Annotated in this window: 5 protein-coding genes; all 5 read left to right on the plus strand. The window is 61.7% G+C overall.

The features are described from left to right. The first annotated feature begins 334 nt into the window (after window positions 1–334). The 5 genes from acsA to B4968_RS15695 are packed head-to-tail and all read left to right on the plus strand — an operon-like array spanning window position 335 to window position 5,554. Entirely contained in the window at window positions 335–2,077 is a 1,743-nt protein-coding gene (gene acsA / locus B4968_RS15680) for an acetate--CoA ligase (RefSeq protein ID WP_083100408.1), read from the plus strand. Continuing rightward, entirely contained in the window at window positions 2,074–4,074 is a 2,001-nt protein-coding gene (gene pdhA, locus B4968_RS15685) for a pyruvate dehydrogenase (acetyl-transferring) E1 component subunit alpha (protein ID WP_083100409.1), read from the plus strand. The genes acsA and pdhA overlap by 4 nt, the downstream gene beginning before the upstream one ends. Window positions 4,075–4,078: 4 nt before the next feature. Then, entirely contained in the window at window positions 4,079–5,101 is a 1,023-nt protein-coding gene (locus tag B4968_RS15690) for a 2-oxo acid dehydrogenase subunit E2 (RefSeq protein ID WP_277620953.1), read from the plus strand. Then, entirely contained in the window at window positions 5,052–5,312 is a 261-nt protein-coding gene (locus tag B4968_RS25300) for a 2-oxo acid dehydrogenase subunit E2 (RefSeq protein ID WP_277620954.1), read from the plus strand. Before B4968_RS15690 ends, B4968_RS25300 begins: the two co-directional genes overlap by 50 nt. After that, window positions 5,309–5,554 (plus strand): acyl carrier protein, encoded by a 246-nt coding sequence (locus B4968_RS15695; protein ID WP_083100410.1) that lies wholly within the window; start codon window positions 5,309–5,311, stop codon window positions 5,552–5,554. Before B4968_RS25300 ends, B4968_RS15695 begins: the two co-directional genes overlap by 4 nt. The last annotated feature ends 260 nt before the right edge of the window (window positions 5,555–5,814 follow it).

The raw sequence follows: 5,814 nt of genomic DNA on the forward strand, positions 1-5,814 counted from the left end.
CCAAATCAAGAAGAGTTTTTCAACAAAATTAGCCCAAAGTTGCCGTTCACACTACGCGCGGTTCCGGTCGGAGCGATCCCCTGCGCGATCCGCTCTCATGACGGCTCTCCTCGTCAGCCATGTGAGAAAACTGTACATTCCGGCACATAGGGAGCGGAGTCTACTCTGATCATTGGGGGCATGGGCGTCGGTTTGGCCCAAGGAGGCGGGAAAGGGGCAATTGAGGTGATGATCATTGCCTCACGCGCGGCTTGCTCCCGCGCCGGATGCTGTTGATTTAAGTCAAGTTGGCATTTTCCCGGAAAAGATAAGCTCACCGAATGGGAGTGTCTTCATGAATTGGCCGACAATACGAAAGGACGATCCAACAAGCGCCGCCGCAAACCTAACAAAAACTGTGCGGGCACAGTTTGGCTGGGACGAAGCGCGCAAGTTGTTGGACGGACTGCCCGGCGGTGGGCTGAATATCGCGCACGAGGCGATTGATCGCCATGTCGCTGCCGGGGATGGCGATCAGATCGCGATCCGCTGGTTCAGCAAGGACGGTGAGCGGCGCGACATCCCCTATTCAAAGCTTGCCGCAGAAGCGGCACGCTTTGCTAACGTGTTGTCCGAGCATGGGTTGAAGCCCGGTGCCCGTGTCTTCGCCTTGCTGGGGCGGGTGCCCGAGCTTTATGCCGCGGCTCTTGGGACGCTGAAGGCGGGCATGACATTCACCCCGCTGTTTGCCGCATTCGGCCCCGAACCGATCAGGTCGCGGATGGAGATCGGCGAGGGCAATGTTCTCGTCACTACAGATGCGCTGTATCGCAAGAAAGTCGCGTCCTGGCGCAATGAGCTTGGGTCATTGAAACTGGTGCTGACCCTAGGCGATGGCGCTGTGGCCGAGAACTGTGTGGCCTTGCGCCCCGCCATGGATGCCGCCGCCCATACTTTTGACACAGTAAAGACCACGCCTGATGATATGGCGTTGATCCATTTCACCTCTGGGACCACTGGTAAGCCCAAAGGCGCAGTCCATGTGCATGGCGCGGTTGTGGCCCATGCCGCGACCGGACGCTTTGCACTCGATCTGAAGCCTGGTGATATCTACTGGTGCACGGCGGATCCCGGCTGGGTCACGGGCACGTCCTACGGCATCATTGCGCCCTTGGTGAACCGGGTGACGATGATCGTCAACGAGGCGGAATTCGATCTGGAGCGTTGGTGCACCATCTTGCAGGACGAAGGCGTGCAGGTTTGGTATACTGCGCCCACCGCGATCCGCATGTTGATGCGGGCGGGCAAGGCTGCCGCAAAGAACTATGATTTCACAAAGTTGAGGTTTCTCGCCAGCGTTGGTGAACCGTTGAACCCCGAAGCGGTGCTCTGGGGACAAGACGTATTCGGCAGGCCGTTTCACGACAATTGGTGGCAGACAGAAACCGGTGGCATCATGATCGCCAATACCGCCGAAATGGACATCCATCCCGGCTCGATGGGCAAGCCCTTGCCGGGTGTCGAGGCCGGGATCGTGCATGAACAAGACGGTGATGTGCGCGAATGCAAGCCGGGTGAGATCGGAGAGTTGGCGCTGCGTCCCGGTTGGCCGTCGATGATGCGTGCCTATCTCAACGAGCAGGCCCGCTATGACAAATGCTTTGTCGGCGGCTGGTATCTGTCGGGCGACCTCGCCATGCAGGACAAGCAGGGATACTTCTGGTTTGTCGGTCGCGCCGATGACCTGATCAAATCCTCCGGCCATCTGATTGGACCGTGCGAAGTGGAAAGCGCGCTGATTGAGCATGACGCAATCGCCGAGGCCGCCGTGATCGGCATCCCCGATGAAACAGCGGGCGACGTGGGGAAGGCCTATGTCGCCCTGGACCCCGGTTTCGAGCCGTCCGAGACGCTGGAACGGCAGATCCGGGGCCTTGCACGCAAACGACTGGGCGCAGCGGTCGCGCCGCGCGAAATCGTCTTTCGCAAGCAACTGCCCAAGACACGGTCCGGCAAGATCATGCGCCGTCTTCTCAAGGCCCGTGAACTTGGCCTGCCCGAAGGGGATATTTCCACGCTGGAGGCGGACGAGACATGACAACTGAAACAAAGCCACATCTGAGCCGGGCCCATGTTCAGGACCTCTTGCGGGGCATGATCCGCATCCGCCGTTTCGAGGACAAATGCGCCGAACTGTACACGCGCGAGAAGATCCGCGGTTTCCTGCATCTCTACGATGGCGAGGAAGCGGTCGCGATGGGCGTGATCCCGGTGCTGGAAGCGGCGGACCGCGTGGTCGCCACCTACCGCGAACATGGCCACGCTCTGGCGCGTGGCGTCGCGATGGGGCCAATTCTGGCCGAGATGTATGGTAAGGCCAATGGCTGTTCCGGTGGACGTGGTGGCTCGATGCATCTGTTCGACGCGGCAAGCAATTTCTACGGAGGGAATGCGATTGTCGGCGGCGGTCTGCCGCTGGCGGCAGGGCTGGGTCTGGCGGACCGGATGCAGGATGACAAGAACGTCACCGCCTGCTTCTTTGGTGAAGGGGCTGTGGCCGAGGGCGAGTTCCACGAGGCGATGAACCTGACCGAGCTTTGGGATCTGCCGGTCCTCTGGGTTTGCGAGAACAACGGCTATGCAATGGGCTCCGCGCTTGCGCGCACGGAATCTCAGACCGACATTCACGCCAAGGCCGCGGCCTATGGCATCGAAAGCGAAGTTGTCGATGGTATGGATGTGGTCGCGGTAGAAGCCGCTGCCCGCCGCGCGGTTGCAAAGATCAGGGAAGACGGGCGCCCGTATCTGCTGGAGGCGCGCACCTACCGGTTCCGCCCGCATTCGATGTTTGACGCGCAGCTTTATCGCGACAAGGCCGAAATTGCCGAATGGCGTGCAAAGGGCCCGATCCTGCGGTTCCAGGGGTGGTTGCTGGAAAACGGCCTGATCCACGAGGCGGATATCATCACAATGACCGCCGAAATCGACGCCGAGATCGCCGAGGCCGTGGCCTTTGCCGAAGCAGGTGCCTGGGAGCCGGTCGGGACGCTGACAAAACATGTCATGTCCGAACGGCGCGCAGTTGTCCCTGCCGCACCCGAGCCTGCGGGCGAAAGGATAGAGATGACCTACCGCGAGGCGGTCAAACAGGCGATCCGCGAGGCGATGACCAAAGACGACCGCGTTTTCCTGATGGGCGAGGATGTTGGCGCCTATGGCGGGTGCTACGCGGTCTCCCAAGGGGTGGTGGCCGGATTTGGCGAGACCCGAATCCGGGACACACCGCTGTCTGAATCGGGTTTTACCGGCGCAGGGATTGGCGCAGCCGCGGCGGGCATGCGGCCCATTGTAGAACTTATGACCGTCAATTTCTCGATGCTGGCGCTGGATCAGATCCTGAACACGGCCGCCACAATCCGGCACATGTCGGGTGGGCAGTTCGGCTGCCCGGTCGTGATCCGTATGGCGACGGGGGCGGGCAAACAATTGGCCGCGCAGCATTCGCATTCACTGGAAGGGTGGTACGCGCATATTCCGGGCCTCAGGGTGCTGGCGCCCGCGACGCTGGAGGATGCGCGCGGCATGTTGCTGACTGCCCTCGAAGATCCCGACCCTGTACTGATCTTCGAGAATGTCATGCTTTACAACATGACCGGACAGATCGCCGAGACCGCAGGCGCGGTCGATATCGATAAGGCCGCAATCCGTCGTCCGGGTAGGGACGTGTCGCTGATCACCTATGGTGGAACGCTGTTCAAGACCCTGGCTGCGGCAGAGGAGCTGGCCAAAGAGGGAATCGAGGCAGAGGTGATCGACATGCGCATATTGCGGCCGCTTGACGAAGAAACCATCCTTGCCTCGGTCGCGCGGACCCGCCGTGCGGTGGTGGTTGATGAGGGGTGGCGCACCGGGTCGCTCGCGGCCGAGGTGTCCGCACGGATCACCGAAGGCACCTTCTGGCGGCTGGATGCCCCGGTCGGCCGGGTCTGTTCGGTCGAAGTCCCGATCCCCTACGCCGCCCATCTGGAACAGGCGGCGATCCCGCAGGTCGACGCCATCGTTGCCGCCGCGCGTGCGGCGATGGGCAAGGGGTGATCCGATGGCCGTTTTCGCCATGCCCTCGCTCGGCGCCGACATGGACGCAGGCACCCTCGTCGAGTGGATGATCAAACCGGGCGACACCGTTACACGCGGCGATGTGGTCGCGGTGGTCGAAACCCAGAAGGGCGCAATCGAGATCGAGTGCTTTGAGGAGGGGATTGTCGAAACTCTCGACGCAGAGCTTGGGGTGACGCTTCCCGTGGGCGCCCGTATGGCCACGATCCGCGCACCCGGCGAAGTTGCGCCCGCTTCGGGTAGGCCTGCCGCGCAACTTGCGGCCCAGGCGGTGGCGGCAGCTCAACCACAAATGCCGGACAATTTGCCGCCGCCGATCACTTGCCAGCGCCCGGCGGCAGTACCAGTGCAGCCACCCGACGCGTCGGGCGCTGGCGAAACACCTCCGTCTTCTCCTGCCGCGCGCAAGCTTGCCGCTGAGCGCGGGATCAATCTTGCAACCCTCATTGGCACAGGTCCCGGCGGCGCGGTTCTCTTGGCGGATGTCGAGGCCGCAGATCATGCGCCGCAGGGTAAGGCTCCGGTGCAGGCCAGCACGAAGGCGGGGCTCGACATGGCCGCGATGCGCAGGGCCATCGCCAACGCCATGGCCCGTTCGAAACGCGAGATCCCGCATTACTACCTGACCCAGACCATCGATCTGCAAGCCGCCGCTGACTGGCTTGCCGCAACCAATTCAAAACGCGCGCCAGACGCGCGTCTCTTGATGGGCGCATTGTTCGTCAAGGCCTCAGCCCTCGCCGCAGCGCAAGTTACGCAGATGAATGGTCACTACGATGCCGACGGTTTTCACCCCGCTCAGGCAGTTCACGTTGGCGTGGCCATCGCATTGCGGGGTGGCGGGCTGGTGGCGCCTGCGTTGCACGATGCCGAAACCCTGCCGCTCGACGGTCTCATGACCCAAGATGCGGGATCTGGTCGCGCGCGCCCGCAGCGGGCGGCTGCGCTCGTCGGAAATGACCGATGGCACGATCACCATCTCGGCGATGGGCGATACCGGTGCTGATGCGATGGCGGCCGTAATCTACCCACCGCAGGTCGCCATTGTCGGCTTTGGCGCACCGGTGGCCCGACCATGGATCACGGGCGATACCATCGCCCCGCGCATGACCGTCACCGTTACGCTGTCCGCCGACCACCGTGTCAGCGATGGCCGTCGCGGTGCCAAATTTCTGGCCGCAATCGACACGGCATTGCAAACCCCGGAGGCCTTATGACCGACGCTGACATCCGCCAAGCTTTTCTGGAAGAACTGACCAAAGTCGCCCCGGACATCGCCCCGAGCGATGTCGGCGACGGCGATCACCTGCAAGACGATCTGGAACTCGACTCGATGGATTTCCTGAACCTGGTCTCAGCGCTTCACAAACGGCTTGGCGTCGATATTCCCGAAATAGACTATCCGAAAATTGCCACTCTGACGCTTGCCATCGCATATCTGAAAGGGCGGATCGGCTGACGCCCGTCCGCGCAAGAAACTATCCAATCCTAACGTCGTTACTTGGCCTAGTCATAGCTCTACGCGCGCCGATATGCGAAAGTCCAAGCTACGGTTTATGAAGCGATCCCGCGAAGTCAGGACAGCGCACAGAATCTTATTTTCATTCGGGAAACCTCTGATGGCGGCCACGTCCTGATCGTCAAAGCCACCCAGACAGTCCAGGGCCTCTTTATTACCAGCTATAGGCTGCTCCCGCGACACGATTTACCGGGCAGCTA

This window comes from Pseudophaeobacter leonis, from assembly GCF_002087335.1.
Lineage (GTDB): Bacteria > Pseudomonadota > Alphaproteobacteria > Rhodobacterales > Rhodobacteraceae > Pseudophaeobacter > Pseudophaeobacter leonis.

Excerpts from the sequence above, each read along its gene's own strand:
- acsA (WP_083100408.1), top strand. The coding sequence starts at position 335 with ATGAATTGGCCGACAATACGAAAGGACGATCCAACAAGCGCCGCCGCA.
- pdhA (WP_083100409.1), top strand. The coding sequence starts at position 2,074 with ATGACAACTGAAACAAAGCCACATCTGAGCCGGGCCCATGTTCAGGAC.
- B4968_RS15690 (WP_277620953.1), top strand. The coding sequence starts at position 4,079 with ATGGCCGTTTTCGCCATGCCCTCGCTCGGCGCCGACATGGACGCAGGC.
- B4968_RS25300 (WP_277620954.1), top strand. The coding sequence starts at position 5,052 with ATGACCGATGGCACGATCACCATCTCGGCGATGGGCGATACCGGTGCT.
- B4968_RS15695 (WP_083100410.1), top strand. The coding sequence starts at position 5,309 with ATGACCGACGCTGACATCCGCCAAGCTTTTCTGGAAGAACTGACCAAA.